Source organism: Chryseobacterium sp. StRB126, assembly GCF_000829375.1.
Classification (GTDB): Bacteria; Bacteroidota; Bacteroidia; order Flavobacteriales; family Weeksellaceae; genus Chryseobacterium.
Genome location: NZ_AP014624.1, coordinates 4,624,269 through 4,636,950 on the forward strand (window position 1 = coordinate 4,624,269; position 12,682 = coordinate 4,636,950).

13 protein-coding genes are annotated in these 12,682 nt (G+C 36.1%); 6 read left to right on the forward strand and 7 right to left on the reverse strand.

Going from position 1 to position 12,682, the window contains the following annotated elements; translation table 11 throughout:
• The first annotated feature begins 35 nt into the window (after positions 1 to 35).
• Positions 36 to 2,408 carry a TonB-dependent receptor domain-containing protein gene (locus CHSO_RS20905; RefSeq protein WP_045500467.1) on the forward strand — a complete coding sequence of 791 codons (2,373 nt, stop codon included), beginning with the start codon at positions 36 to 38 and terminating at the stop codon, positions 2,406 to 2,408.
• A gap of 232 nt (positions 2,409 to 2,640) precedes the next feature.
• Here the strand turns inward: CHSO_RS20905 and CHSO_RS25195 are convergent, their stop codons facing one another.
• Both CHSO_RS25195 and CHSO_RS26465 read right to left on the reverse strand, forming a co-directional pair.
• Entirely contained in the window at positions 2,641 to 3,012 is a 372-nt protein-coding gene (locus CHSO_RS25195; protein WP_052480676.1) for a hypothetical protein, read from the reverse strand.
• Positions 3,012 to 3,146: a hypothetical protein gene (locus CHSO_RS26465; RefSeq protein WP_262483760.1), complete on the reverse strand. Its 135-nt coding sequence runs from the start codon at positions 3,144 to 3,146 to the stop codon at positions 3,012 to 3,014. The genes CHSO_RS25195 and CHSO_RS26465 overlap by 1 nt, the downstream gene beginning before the upstream one ends.
• Before the next feature lie 102 nt (positions 3,147 to 3,248).
• On the opposite strand from CHSO_RS26465, the gene CHSO_RS20915 reads away from it, so the two are divergent.
• The 5 genes from CHSO_RS20915 to CHSO_RS20935 all read left to right on the forward strand — a co-directional run bounded on the left by CHSO_RS20915 (position 3,249) and on the right by CHSO_RS20935 (position 7,094).
• Positions 3,249 to 3,869, forward strand: coding sequence for a TetR/AcrR family transcriptional regulator (locus CHSO_RS20915; protein WP_052480677.1), 621 nt, complete (start codon positions 3,249 to 3,251; stop codon positions 3,867 to 3,869).
• Complete coding sequence (locus CHSO_RS20920) at positions 3,847 to 4,239, forward strand: GNAT family N-acetyltransferase (RefSeq protein ID WP_198408391.1); 393 nt, start codon at positions 3,847 to 3,849, stop codon at positions 4,237 to 4,239. Before CHSO_RS20915 ends, CHSO_RS20920 begins: the two co-directional genes overlap by 23 nt.
• A gap of 478 nt (positions 4,240 to 4,717) precedes the next feature.
• Positions 4,718 to 5,917 carry a tyrosine--tRNA ligase gene (gene tyrS / locus CHSO_RS20925; protein WP_045500469.1) on the forward strand — a complete coding sequence of 400 codons (1,200 nt, stop codon included), beginning with the start codon at positions 4,718 to 4,720 and terminating at the stop codon, positions 5,915 to 5,917.
• A 114-nt stretch (positions 5,918 to 6,031) separates the two neighbouring features.
• Positions 6,032 to 6,580, forward strand: coding sequence for a hypothetical protein (locus tag CHSO_RS20930; protein ID WP_045500471.1), 549 nt, complete (start codon positions 6,032 to 6,034; stop codon positions 6,578 to 6,580).
• A 73-nt stretch (positions 6,581 to 6,653) separates the two neighbouring features.
• The gene (locus CHSO_RS20935) at positions 6,654 to 7,094 is read left to right on the forward strand and encodes a GNAT family N-acetyltransferase (RefSeq protein ID WP_045500472.1); all 441 of its coding nucleotides are present in this window, start codon (positions 6,654 to 6,656) and stop codon (positions 7,092 to 7,094) included.
• 334 nt (positions 7,095 to 7,428) lie between these two features.
• Here the strand turns inward: CHSO_RS20935 and CHSO_RS20940 are convergent, their stop codons facing one another.
• The 5 genes from CHSO_RS20940 to CHSO_RS20960 all read right to left on the reverse strand — a co-directional run bounded on the left by CHSO_RS20940 (position 7,429) and on the right by CHSO_RS20960 (position 12,680).
• Positions 7,429 to 8,940: a helix-hairpin-helix domain-containing protein gene (locus CHSO_RS20940; RefSeq protein ID WP_045500474.1), complete on the reverse strand. Its 1,512-nt coding sequence runs from the start codon at positions 8,938 to 8,940 to the stop codon at positions 7,429 to 7,431.
• Positions 8,941 to 8,946: 6 nt separating this feature from the next.
• Positions 8,947 to 10,212: a PP2C family serine/threonine-protein phosphatase gene (locus CHSO_RS20945; protein WP_052480678.1), complete on the reverse strand. Its 1,266-nt coding sequence runs from the start codon at positions 10,210 to 10,212 to the stop codon at positions 8,947 to 8,949.
• Positions 10,213 to 10,224: 12 nt separating this feature from the next.
• Positions 10,225 to 11,268 carry a TerY-C metal binding domain-containing protein gene (locus CHSO_RS20950; RefSeq protein WP_045500476.1) on the reverse strand — a complete coding sequence of 348 codons (1,044 nt, stop codon included), beginning with the start codon at positions 11,266 to 11,268 and terminating at the stop codon, positions 10,225 to 10,227.
• A 17-nt stretch (positions 11,269 to 11,285) separates the two neighbouring features.
• Entirely contained in the window at positions 11,286 to 11,924 is a 639-nt protein-coding gene (locus CHSO_RS20955; RefSeq protein ID WP_045500479.1) for a vWA domain-containing protein, read from the reverse strand.
• A gap of 81 nt (positions 11,925 to 12,005) precedes the next feature.
• Positions 12,006 to 12,680: a TerD family protein gene (locus CHSO_RS20960; RefSeq protein WP_045500486.1), complete on the reverse strand. Its 675-nt coding sequence runs from the start codon at positions 12,678 to 12,680 to the stop codon at positions 12,006 to 12,008.
• Positions 12,681 to 12,682: the final 2 nt, after the last annotated feature.

Consider the following 12,682-nt stretch of genomic DNA (forward strand, 5'->3'; position numbering starts at 1 on the left):
TCCGCTCAATAACTGTCTAGTATTAAAAGCTAAATATGAACCGGAAAATTATTCTTCTTTTAAGTCTTACTGCTTCTTCATTCTTTTTTTCACAAAGTGTGGAAGGAATTATTACAGACAAAGAAAATAAACCTGCAGTGGAAACTGAAGTACTCATCACAAAAAACAATGCTAAATTTTCTGCCATTACAGACGAAAAGGGATTGTTCAAAATTCCTTTAAAAGAGAATGGAGATTATTTGCTTGAAATTATAAAAGACGGGGTAAAAACCAATAGTGAGAATATTACGGTAAAAGGAAATGCAAGAAAGGATATTCAGATTAAGGATGTGCCTGTTATACAAAAAGTAGAAGGGGTAACTATTACCGCAAAGAAAAAATTATTCGAGAGAAAAGTAGACCGTTTGGTCTTCAATGTAGAGAATTCTGTAGCCTCTCAGGGAATTGATGCTATAGAAGCTCTGGCCAAAACACCGATGGTAAAAACCAGCGATGAAGCGATAAGTATTGCCGGTAAAAGCAATGTAGCTGTTATGATTAATGATAGACTATTGAATCTGAATGGGCAGGAACTTATCAATTATCTGAAAACACTCCGTTCCGATGATATTCTTAAAATAGAAGTGATTACCACACCTCCAGCCAAATATGATGCGGAAGGAAAAAGTGGGTTAATCAATATCATTCTTAAGAAAAATACCAATCTGGGCTGGAACGGCTCTATTCAGACTTCTGGAAACTATTTTTGGGGAAAACCTACTGTTTCTTCCCGAGGAGGAGCTACCTTTAATTATCAGGGAGAAAAGCTATCGCTAAGTACCAATTTATCAGCAGGAGATAATTACTGGCAGTATAATGTTTACAATAACATGTCCGGCATTTCAAATAATAATTATTGGAACAAAGATGGCGAGAATCTTAATAATTATAAATACAAAAGTGGAAATCTAAAAGCCGAATATAAGATCAATGATAAGAACCTTTTCGGAATCAACTATAATTATTCACACAGTAATCCATGGGAAACAGGTGAAAGTGAATCCGTAAGGTTCAATGGAAAAGACTTAATCAATATTTCTTCTAATTTCAGTAATAGAAACAGCCGTACCGTTCATAATGCCACGGCATTTTATGAAGCCAAAATAGACAGTGCCGGAGGTAAGTTTAACGTAACAGCCAACGTAATGCTTAACAATTCCAATGCGAGAAATTTCTCCAATACCATTACTCCGGAATTAATTAATACAATGGCCAATCCTATCAGTAAATATAGGATTTATTCAGGACAGGCTGATCTGGAAAAAACATTCGGTAAAATAAAAACGGAATCCGGTTTAAAGTATACGAAGATCAAAAATGATTCTGAATTTAATTTTTTTGATATTAAAAATGGCTTGTACGAGCTTAACAGCGGAAAAACCAATACATTCTTTTATAACGAAGAAAACTATGCTGCTTACTTTTCTACCAATTTTAAGATCAATGAAAAATGGGATGCAAAAGCCGGGCTTCGTTATGAATACACAACGTTGGAAGGTATTTCCATGAACGATAATTCCTCTGCAAGGATTAAGTATGGTAAATTTTTCCCAACAGCGTATTTAAGCTACAAGCCTAATGAGAACAATTCATTTTCATTAAGTTATTCCCGTAGAATTTCCCGTCCCTATTTCGGAAACCTGAATCCGTTTAAATATTTTACTTCCAATTTTGAGTACACTACCGGAAATCCTTATCTGTTACCATCATTTTCGGATAATTTTGAGTTCGGATATGTTTTGAATAACAATCTCAACATTACTCTTTATCACAGTTATAACAAAGACAGCTGGGACAGGATTCAAATGATTGATGAAAATTACAGATACACCATCGCCAAGAATTTTTATAATGAAAACCAAACCGGAGTTAACATTAGTTATAATTACAATAAACTTAAATGGCTGGAATCTAACATCTTTGTGAACGGTTACTATACCAAAGCAAAATCTTATGATCCTTCCATTCTGCCTGTTCCGCCGGGATACAGCGCCAATGTGAATATCGACAACAGTTTCTTTCTCAATAAAGAAAAAACAGTGACTGTCTTATTAGGATTGTGGGGAAGTCTTCCCAACAGAGACGGAAATACCTATTACTATACTAATGCTTCATTATATACAGGGCTGAAATTAGCTCTGATGGATAAAAAACTTCTTGTTAACCTTTATTTAAATGATATTCTGAATACCAACCGAGAAAAAGGAATGGAATATTATCCGGACTATAATATAGATTATCAGTATAAGGGAATTACAAGAAATGTTCACCTTTCCCTTACTTACAAATTTGGAAATAATAATGTGAAAGGTGCTACCAAGCAGGTGAAGTTTGAAGAATCTAACAGAGCCGGTGCAAATAACAATTAATTTCCCACCCATAATGACCTTATAAAAACAAAAAACAGGATAAAAACAATAACCCGGCCGGCAGCTTCTTTCGATAATAGTCTGTCGGCTTTTTTATAAGAGCCTGTCTTAAAAGTCTACTGACGCAGCTCAGTAATATAGTGACGAGTATTATTATTTTTAGAAATTCTTCGCTGCTCTCAGAAATCGAAGATTCGAAGTAGTTGATGACAAAAGTCGTTTTTTTAAACTTTTAAGACCTATTATTTTTTACAGCAGAAAATGATCTGATCTTAAAAAAATAATAGAATATTCCTCCAACAAAATAGGCCAATACATCAAAAATATCTCCTGTAAATAACGGAGATAATTGAGGACAAAGAACTTCAAACAGGAAAGACAGATATAGAACGGAAGTAAGAACAAATTTAAAATCAGGTTTCCATCGAAATCCTAACAGGGAATTCATGATGTATTCTATCAGATAACAATACATCGGAATGGTAATAAAATCTGTAAAATGATTATTGATGACAGGAATAAAAATACCATTCTTTCTCAGCAGGATAATAACTAACCAAGCGGCTAACCCTGCCAAAAACCAATAAGAAATCTTGTTTTTCATTACATATGCAGCACTGCCATAATAAACCCAATGATGATCTGCAGTACTTTTGCCATGATATCCTGAATATCGGGTTCATTTTTCTCTTCACTCTTTCCTGTAGCCTCGTAATCAAACTTTTGTTTCCCTTCCATTGTCATAAGATTTGATATTGCAAATATATTCAAATTAGAACAATTGTTCTAATTTTAAAAATATGATTTATTCCCGCTCTTAATTATTCTTATCTTTGAAGAATGAGCACAAAGGAAAAAATTCTGGCTAAAGCACTGGAGCTCTTTAATGAAAAGGGCTATAACAATATTACCACAAGGCATATTGCAGCTGAACTTTCTATCAGTCCCGGAAATCTCCATTACCATTTCAAGCACTCTGAAGATATTATTAAGATCCTTTTTGCAGAGCTCACCCTAAAAATGGATGAATTGCTGAATACAATGAAGGCAAAAGAAAACAAAACACTGGAAGATCTTTATACCTTTACTTTTTCTACCTGCGAAATCTTCTATCATTACCGGTTTATCTTTGTTAATCTTGTAGATGTTTTAAAAAAAATTCCTGAGATTGAAACGAAGTATGAAGGAATTAATGTCAGCCGAAGAGAAGAATTCCAATTGATTTTCTCAGACCTTCAAAAGAATAATATTTTTAAAAAGAATATTCCTGATTTTATTATCAACAGCCTTACTGAACAGATTTTCATCATTGCAGATAATTGGCTCAGCCACAACAGGCTAATCTCTAAACTGAATAAAAAAGAGGCTATTCAGTCTTATACTCTCCTGTTGATGAACCTCTTCTACCCTTTACTCAATAAAGAGCCGCAAAAGATTTATGAACAACAATACATTTTATAATCCAATCATTATCAGAAAAGGAAACATGCAGGATCTTCCAGAAATGCTTCTCCTTTTTCAGGATACCATTACAACGACTTGCAAAGAAGATTACAATACAAATCAACTTGAAGCCTGGAAATCCGGTGCTGAAAATAAAGAAAGATGGCTGAAGGTGATGAAAGAACAGTATATTTTAATTGCCGAGTCTGAAAATAAAATTGTTGGTTTCTGTACCCTTGCCCAAGGAAATTATATTGATCTGTTGTTTGTTCACAAAGATTATCAACATCAGGGAATTGCATCCAAGCTTTACGAGCTCATTGAAAAAGAAGCCTTAGATCAAAACCAAAAGATCTTAACTGCTGATGTCAGCAAAACCTTTTTTTGAAAGGATGAATTTCAAGGCCATCCAAGAACAAATAGTGAATGTAAAAGGGACCGATCTCATCAATTATAAGATGGAAAAACGCTTGTAACATGATAAAAAACATATAAAGTCAATTTAACAGATTGTGGCACAGAATTAGCTTAGAAAATGGCAAGTAAAATTGTTTTGAACCATTATTTTAGACCATTAAGATACGTAAATGGTTAAGTTTTTTCTAAAAAAACAAATCTTGTTATAATCATTTACACTACATCTTAATGGTTTAAATATTGGAACTTCAGGAAAGACCCTGCTATCTTTACAATATCAATGAAACACTTAAACAGCATATTGCGTCTTCCATTCTTCAGTGAATATTATACTCCGAATTATTGTTCGGGAAAACTTTCTATATCTGTATTCTAAAATAAATAATCTACTTAATATATAGAGCCCGGACAGCATTGTTCGGGCTTTTTTCATTTAAAACTATTACAACATGATTGATACATTACAAGAAAATGTCTCTATAATCCTTCCGGAAAACGGACTGGAAGAGAAATTAAAACAAGCTAAAGAAGAAAACAGAAAACTTTCTATTAAACTAGGTTTTGACCCTACTGCTCCCGATTTACATCTGGGGCATGCTGTTGTGCTAAAAAAGCTGAAACAATTTCAGGATCAGGGCCATCAGATTATTATTGTGGTGGGAAGCTTTACTGCAAGAATCGGTGATCCTACCGGAAAAAATAAGGCAAGGAAACCTTTAAGCGCTGAAGATGTTCAGCATAATGCACAAACCTACATCAATCAGCTTTCAAAGATTATTGATGTTGAAAAAACGAAAATTGTTTTCAATTCCGAATGGCTAGATGCATTGAATTTTTCGGAAGTTATTCAACTGTTATCAAAAGTTACCGTTGCTCAGCTGATGCACAGAAATGATTTTAACAAACGATTTACAGAGAATACACCAATTGCCATGCATGAGCTTGTATACCCTATTCTACAAGGTTTTGATTCTGTAAAAATTGAATGTGATATCGAAATGGGTGGCACCGATCAGCTTTTCAACTGTACGATGGGAAGACAGCTACAGGAAGTTCATCAGATGCCTGCCCAAACCGTGATGTGTATGCCACTTTTGAAAGGTCTTGACGGAAAGGAAAAAATGAGTAAATCATTAAACAACATCATCGGACTGACGGATGAACCGAATGAAATGTTTGGAAAAACAATGTCTATTCCGGATGCTTTAATTGAAGAATTTATTGATCTTACCACAGATTTTTCAATAGAAGAAAAGTCCGGCTTAAAAGCAAAAATTGAAAATGGGGAAAACCCGATGAACATTAAAAAACTGGTTGCCAAAAATATGATCAGTCAGTACCATGATGATGAAGCTGCTGAAAATGCAGAACTTTTCTTCAATAACCAGTTTCAGAATAAGAATTTTGATGAGAAAAGTTTTGAACCTGTTTTCATCGATTCTTTGAAGCATGATCAACATAAAACAACTCTTCTTGAACTTTGTCATCAACTAAAAAATGACCTCAGCAAATCTGCGGTTAAAAGGCTTATTGAAAGTGGTGGTGTTCAAATTAATTCTATTAAAATTCTAAATCCAGATCAGGAAATAGAGCTCGTAAAAGAAATCAAAATAAAGATTGGTAAAAGAAACTTTTTTGAACTGGTTTAAAAAGAGAATGAGTGCCGGAAAACAAAAATATGAACTTTGTAAAAACTTCCGGTACTTCTCCTCTTCCCTCACTCCAATTAAATCAATATCTTCGCCCCAAGAAACTAAAAAGTAATGACGCAGGCTGAAATCCTTACCCTGATTGATGAAGAATTGTTTACTGACAATATTAAAACAGAAGTCAGTGAGCAAAAGATTATCTGGACAGATCATTCAGGTATGGAAAATTCAGTATCTCCACATCAGATAGCTATCAATAATGATGGCGTTATTGCATGGTGGCAGTGTAATAAAGCAGGAAAAGAAGAGGTTCGGATCAGGCTAAAGGAAAAGAAAGTTATGACCTGGAAACCACCCATCAATACTCTGGGGCAACCCTTATTTCGTGATGGCCTTTTATATTTCTATGAAAACTATCTCATCATCAAGTATAAAGACACTCATTATCAGAGGCTTTTTATTTTTAATATTAAAACTTTAAAAAATGAGGAAATCATTATCAATGCCCTTACTATCCAAGTAAAAATGATAGGGAACGAATTATTTTTGGGAGGTCTTTACCACGATGAAGAATTTATTAAAATCACAATCTATCCGGATCATTTTGAAAAAGAAAGTATTGATGAGGTATATCTTCACCAAAGAAATATTACATTTGATTAAACTTTAGATTTAACAGGTATTAATTCTTTCTCTCAACAGCGAAAATATAGCCTGAAATCCTAATTCAAAAAATATGAAAACTCCACTTACCTACCAAAAAGCTACAGAAAACGACATTGATTATCTTCTTGATCTGAGGACAAAAACAATGGTTCCGCATTATGCAGCATCCAACCTTCCTACAGACCGGGAAACGACTCTTAACCGGGTTCTTGATCAGTTTGACAAGGCGCATGTTATTTTTCTGGACAACCTTCCCATAGGACTCTTGAAATTAGACAGAGCAGATACAAATATTAATATCATGCAGCTTCAGATTGATCCCAGCCAGCAAGGTAAAGGATTAGGAAGAATGATCCTTACAGATATTTTGAAAGAGGCTTCTGAAACAGGAAAAACTGCTTCTTTAAGTGTTTTAAAAACCAATCAGGCACAGCATCTTTATTCCAGTTTAGGTTTTAAAATTATAGATGAAGATGAGTATGCCTACTCCATGGAGTTTTCCCCGGTTTAAATACGAATAGTACGAATAACCACAAATTAAGATTAAAAAAAGTGTTTCTCCCGCTGATTAAGCTGATAGAGTAGATTTCCCCCCACAGATTACGCAGATTTTCACAGATGATTGTGCATAAGATCTGCGTAATCTGTGTATTCTGCGAGAGATCTGATCCTGTTTATTGAGATTGCCATCACTTTGTTCGAAATGACAAAAACGCAACTGAGAGTACCTATGAATAACTTCATTTTATCATAAATAAAATCTTTACGCCTTAAAAACATAAAGTATACAAAAATCTTCGTGCCTTTACGTTTCCTAACATCCAAAATCAGAATTACAGCAATGACTATTGGTTGGCCATTGTCACATAGATTAATCTTCCGCCTTCTTCTGCTGATAACAGTATTTTCTTTCCATCAACCAGCTCTACCATAGATCCCGGCGGAATTTCTTTCTGTTCTGTAACATCTTTCATCCCTGCTAAACTTTGATTCACCAATACCCATTTTCCCTGATGGAATGTAAAATATCCTACAGGCATTTTATCCTGCATCGTAAGATTTTCATTTCTAATCACCTTTCTGGACACGTGCCATTTGAATAAATATTGATTGTGATAAACCATCAAACGGTGGTTCTCAGGCTTCCAGACTTCATCATTAAACCGGAAATACAGATCCAGAACCGGAAGCGTTCCCTGATGTGGAGTTCCACAGAAAGGACATTTCGGATTACTGGTATTATCAAAGACATACCATTTTTCACTACAATTGGTATTCTGACAAGGCTGTATAAGGTCTACAGTCTTTAGTAAAGCAGTTTCCCATTCATTAGCTGTAGGACGTCTGATGGGATCGTGTAATCCGTCTATAAATGTTTTTCTGAATAAATCGGTAATATACGGACCTGTTACAATATAAGGAATCTTCTGTGGATCACCCCAGAAAGCATCCCATTTTCTAAGATGATCCGCTCTTACATTATTGGATGGATCATTAGGATGTTCTATAAACAGAGCTTTTTCACCCATAGATATCATCTCATCCTTTTCAGAATCCAGATCCCAGATCTTTCCGCCGCGGAGAGGATGTCTTCTCAACAGATACATATAGATCAGCACAGCAAGAGCATGCAAATCGGTTTTTTGATTGGGCAGATACCTTTCAGGATCCTGAAGTCCCAAATGTTGGGTTTTTAAAACTTCAGGAGCAATAAAATCGGCTGTCCCTATTACTTCAGGTGGGAATAATTTTGGGACAACTAGTCCGTCAATATCAATAATACAGGCCGATTTGGTTACCGGATCTACCAGAATATTATTATAAGATAAATCTGAGTGGGCTAACCCCATCTGATGAAGTTTCTTTACGCCCCGGCTGATATTAATGGCAATCTGGAAATAACTTAACCAGTCTCCCAGTTCAGACTGATCTAACCTCAGCGGATATTGTGGATTTCTGAACATCGGAGCCGTGAACCATTTCCCTACTTTATCTTCACCCTGAATATTATCCGAACCTATATATCCTTTAGCAAAGAAAAATTTTTGATTGTAAATAGGAACAACAATTCCTGTCAGCCTATCTTTCTCCACAATATCATAAGGCCATCTGAATATTTCATTCAGGAAATATTCTGCCGAATTCCCATTCTGAATATTTTGCAGATAGGTAGAAACAATTCTCATAATCCTTTCCTTCTGCCCATCATCCAGGGGATTTCTATAAAAGGCAACTACGTAATCCCTGTCCGGCGAGAAGTAAACATCTTTTACTCCTCCCTGAATTGGTTTTTCATCAACATATTCATAGGATTTGGCTGCATCCAGAACAGAAACAACCCTAATAGTGTTTTTCATATTGAATTAATAAATTATGGCCAGTGTACGATCGTCATGGTTTCCTCTGCTCCAGAAATCCGTCCAGTGGAGAAGCTGTTGATCAATTTCGGTATTATTGATAAAGTCTACTTTGGCAAGATCATCGTTGTCTCCGTTAAGATCTTTAAAAAATGTTTTCCAGCTTTCCAGATCTTCTAATTTATTCTCTGTAAGAAATTTTGGATCATAAATACCGTCTGTCATGAGTACCAGATATGAAAAGTCCTCAACACAGGTGATCCTGAAACGGGAAACAATATGATCGTTGAAGATTTCTTTCATGGTAACAAAACGAGTGCCGCCACTGAACGCTCCTACATCCATTGTATTAAGAAGTTTTACCTTAGAAAAATCATTATTGATGAGGTTGATAGGGCAATCTCCTACTCCAAAACTCAAGATCACATATCCAAAACTGAATTTTTTAACCAAAGCAAAAACAAGAGTGGTGTGCAGATCATTAATGGAAAAATCATGTTCTGAAGCGGTCTTTTCCAAAGTATGATGAACATTTAAAACACCCTCATACAAAAGTCTTATTATATTCTCTTTGGCTTCCTGTTCTTTTTTTGCATCTTCTAAGCTGTGAGTTATATTGATATTATTTTCAATTTCACCTAGAACTTCCGGAGAGCTGAAAAACTGATTAACAGAAACAGTGGCCAGCCTTGACCCCTCTCTTGCCATTATAGCAGAACCGGCACCATCAGAGATAGAAATGATATTCCAGTCTGAAGGGAGTTTCTTTACTGCAAAATCATCTTCTCTGAATTTTCCTTCATGGGCATGAGAACGGCCCCTCTTGGAAGCCACAATAATTTTTTTGTCTGAAAAAGTTCCCTGAAATGAAGCCTCATCTTCTTTGTAAAAATCAGCATTTCTATCACTTGGAATATTCTTCCATAAATCTTTAGGATCAATATTAACCAATAGCTGAACCCTTTTAACATCTGTATTATCTTTATCCTCAACATGAAAAAATTCTATATCCAGATGATACATATTATGAGCGGTAGGAGTTCCGGAAATCCTGTTATTTTCAAACATAAGCCCGGTTTCTTCCAGATTCTTAATATTTTTAATATTGATATTCGGAAAATCAGTCATCTCAAAGATGAATTCATAGAATTTTCCTGAATGGGCATGTTTTAATACCCAATGAAATTCTTTAAACTCTTCTTTTTCTTTATGAATAGTTCTTTTTTCCACAGGCTTTTTTCCGATTCCAAAATAAAATGGAGGTATTTTCATGGGTCATATGATTTAACCTAAAGTTCTGTTGATATCAAATCCGCCTCCCGAATATCCGTAATAATCTGAGGTTCCGCACCAAGGACATTTATTATACCCTTCCCCTTGCAGGCAATGAATGCCACCACATGCACAGGTTGCCAGCGCAATAGGATTTGCACAATGCGGACAGGAAGTTCCCCCCTGAAGTTCTTCTATTGAAATTTTCAGATGACTCCTTTGAGCTGAAGACAGCCTGTAATAGGATTTCTCATCAATTTTATAAGCACCTTCCAGTTTATAATATCTGGTTGACATACCCGGAATGCTTGATTCTCCGAAGGTCTTTTTAAATTTCATCAGATAGAGTTTATCCGTCTCCGAACATTTACCATTCAGAACTACAAAATTATTGTCCGGAAAACGCTGTTCCATCTGTGGATCTACTTTCTCAAGGATAACAGAATCAATTTTGGAAAGGTTTATTCCTTCTTTTTTTGCTTCGGTAACACTCTGGCTGGTTGTTTTGATAGAATCGGTTACCCATTTGAAGAATTCCTTATACGAATTTTCATCTGTATTATTGAACAGTAAAACGTTATCCGCCAATGAACCCAATAGTTTATAATTGGTATTCTCTCCTATAGAAACAGCAATGGTATTGGCCTTTCCGTTATACTTATTATTCCATCTTTCGATCGCTTTGGTGGCATCATCAGTGGGAACACCATCTGTAAACAGAAAAACAATAGGCTTCCAGTCTCCTTTTCTATCGTACGTTGTTTTTACAATATCCTGATCTATGCAATCCATGATTCTAATCAAGCCTTGCGATAATGAGGTACCACTTCCAATTGGAATTTTGGGTGGATAAAAACTGATAATATCCTGAAGTGGCGTAATCACTTCAGCCTCTCCTGCAAAACCCACTACAGAAATGTAAACCGTTTCCAATGAATACGGATCTTTTTTCAATTCCCGGACGATATTGGAAATACCTTCCTGTACCTGCTCAATCGGGTCTCCTACCATAGATTCGGAGACGTCAATTAAAAAATAAATCGGCAGCCTTCTCATACCTGTAAAGACAATTTTTAAATAATAATAGTAAGCTCCGATGGTGGCGGAGGCAATGTTACGTGATCTGTTGTATTTTGTGAATGCCCACCTTGTGTAATGGAAGAACTCACCCATCTGAAAAAGGATGAAAGCGTGATGGCATCTGTAGCATCCAGCTTTACGACATGATCTGTCAGTTCCTTCAGATACTGCTCATCAGCTCTAGGACCCGCAGCACAACCTACAATGGCACCAAACTCCAGATCTCTAAGTACCGGAATCATCTGCCTGTATTTCTGAATATCAGAAGGCTTTCCATCCGTAAATATAAAAAGCAACGGCTGCCAATCTCCTTTTTCATCAGCAGAACCTTTTACAAGGTCTTTCTGAACAAGTTCAGCTACCATTTCCAGCGCTGCCCCAGTGTGGGTTGGGCCACTATCCGGACAGGTAATCTCCATGGGATAAAAATTGGCAAGAGCAGTTAGCGGAATGATGTTTTTAACTTCTCTATCAAAGGTAATAACACTTAGGTGAAGGCTCTCCATCGCTTGCGGATCTGCACGAAGCATACTGATAAGCCCGTTGAAGCCGTTGTTCAAAGCCTGGATCGGCTCCCCGTTCATGGAGCCGGAAGTATCCAGTAAAAAATAGGCTAATAATCTTCTGGTCATAAGGTGGTTATTAATTCTGAAGCCGGCGGAGGAAGTCGAAGACTTCCCAGCCGGCTTTTATGTTGAATAGAAATCTAAAGTCTAGTTTGAGTATGAATACTGCTGTCTCAGAATATCAATAAAATTATCTGTATGGTGGGGCTCTCCCACAGCACGGAACTTCCAGTCTCCATTATGACGGTAGGCTTCTGCAAAAACCATCGCACACATTCCATTCATACTTGAATCTCCGGAAAGACTGTATTTGGTAATTTCTTTACCCGTAGCATCTACAGCACGGATAAATGCATTCTCAATCATTCCAAAGTGCTGATTATTGGTTCTTCCCTGATAAATAGTAACAAGGAATACAATTTTCTGGTAGCTTTGATCCAGCTGATCCAGCTTTACAATAATTTGCTCATCATCACCATCTCCGGCACCAGTTCTGTTATCTCCCGTCAACCATACATTTCCGCTTGGATGCTGCATAGAATTGAAGAAAACCACATCTCCCTGATACAATCCCATCTGTCTTCCGTCATTTGTCTGAACCGTTCTTCCAAGATTGGCCACTTTTCCGTTACCATCCAAAAGAAATGCTACTGCATCAAGATCATATTCGGCTTCCTTACTAAATATCTTACCAAAGAAACCTCCTTGCTTTCTTACGTCCCATCCTAAACCGATCGTTACTTTTGAAAGGTCATAAACACTCTCTCCACGGTCGTTTTTTCTTAAATCAATCGTTTGACCTTTCTGTAAATTAATTGCCATAG